Genomic DNA, 1080 nt, shown 5'->3' with positions numbered 1-1080 from the left:
GGGTTGACCGCGCCGTCCTTGACCAGCCACAGCCGGTCGGCGGTTGCCTCGCGCAGATGGCGATCATGCGAGATCAGGATGACGGCGCCAGGGAATTCGTTCAACGCATGGATCAGCGATTCGCGGCTGTCGATGTCGAGATGGTTGGTCGGTTCGTCGAGGATGAACAGGTTCGGCCCCTCGAAGGCCGACAGGCCCATCAACAGTCGTGCCTTCTCGCCGCCCGACAGATCCTTGGCGGCGGTGTTCATCTTCTCGGTGGTGAGGCCGAACTGGGCGACGCGGCCGCGTACCTTCGATTCCGGCGCCTCCGGCATCAACCGGCGGACATGCTCGTAGGCGTTTTCGTCCGGCCGCAGATCGTCGAGCTGATGCTGAGCGAAGATCGCCACCTTCAGCCCGGGCGCCACCGTCATGGTGCCGCTCTCCTGCTTCAACCGGCCGGACAGCAATTTGGCGAAGGTCGACTTGCCGTTGCCGTTGGCGCCGAGCAGCGCGATGCGGTCGTCGGCGTCGATGCGCAGCGTCATCTTCTTAAGGATCGGCTGCCCCTCGGTGTAGCCGACATTGACGTTGTTCAGCGCCACGATCGGCGAGGCCACCGTCTTCACCGGCTCGGGGAAGGAGAACGGCCGCACCGAATCGTTCACAAGGGCCGCGATCGGCTTCATTTTTTCCAGTGCCTTGATGCGCGACTGTGCCTGTCTCGCCTTGGAGGCCTTGGCGCGGAACCGTTCGACGAAGGATTCCATGTGCTTGCGCGCGGCTTCCTGCTTGACGCGGCCCTTCTCCTGCAATTCCTTCTGCTCGGTGTATTGACGCTCGAACTGGTCGTAGCCGCCGCGCCAGAAGGTCAGCTTCTTCTGGTCGAGGTGAACGATCGAGTTGACGGCGCGGTTGAGCAGGTCGCGGTCGTGCGAGATCAAAAGCACGGTGTGCGGATATTTCGACACGTAGTTTTCCAACCACAGCGTGCCTTCAAGATCGAGATAGTTGGTCGGCTCGTCGAGCAGCAGCAGATCGGGCTCGGCAAACAGCACCGCGGCGAGCGCCACGCGCATGCGCCAGCCGCCGGAAAAG

At 63.0% G+C, this 1080-nt stretch carries 1 protein-coding gene; it reads right to left on the bottom strand.

The features are described 5' to 3' along the window. Positions 1 to 1080, bottom strand: a 1080-nt coding sequence (locus EN925_RS36995; RefSeq protein WP_164894717.1) for an ABC-F family ATP-binding cassette domain-containing protein, incomplete at both ends; no start/stop codon positions are given.

Source organism: Mesorhizobium sp. M7A.F.Ca.US.006.04.2.1, assembly GCF_004022915.1.
Lineage (GTDB): Bacteria > Pseudomonadota > Alphaproteobacteria > Rhizobiales > Rhizobiaceae > Mesorhizobium > Mesorhizobium ciceri.
Note: the sequence above shows the minus strand (reverse complement) of the source record. Positions and strands in the feature narration are given on the sequence as shown.